This is a genomic window from Mameliella sp. CS4 (assembly GCF_019392335.1).
Lineage (GTDB): Bacteria > Pseudomonadota > Alphaproteobacteria > Rhodobacterales > Rhodobacteraceae > Antarctobacter.
In genome coordinates this window covers 1-262 of record NZ_JAHXRQ010000191.1, presented here as the reverse complement: position 1 = coordinate 262, position 262 = coordinate 1, and the positions used below count along the sequence as shown (strand labels likewise).

Genomic DNA, 262 nt, shown 5'->3' with positions numbered 1-262 from the left:
CACAATGACGGAAAGGTGGTGCCTATCAACAAGGCACACGCCACGCCATCGCCGCTTGCGCGCCTGCCGGTGGTGTTGTTGCAGGTTCGCGACAAGGCAGCCCAACAGTTGCAGCAAGGTTTGCAGGACCTGTTCGATAACGCCGACGACACCCTGTTCGAAATGGCCGACAAGGCCCGTAGTAACGCAGACCATCACATCTTCTTTGAAGCCATGCGCGACTTGCGCCTCAAGCGCAAGAATTTCGAGCGCGTGTTCCTGG

General features: G+C 58.0%; 1 protein-coding gene. It reads left to right on the top strand.

The genetic code is table 11. The annotated features are described in order from the left end of the window. Positions 1-18: 18 nt before the first annotated feature. Positions 19-262, top strand: a 244-nt coding sequence (locus KZZ07_RS28230; protein ID WP_219520089.1) for a DUF1631 family protein, incomplete at its 3' end; no start/stop codon positions are given.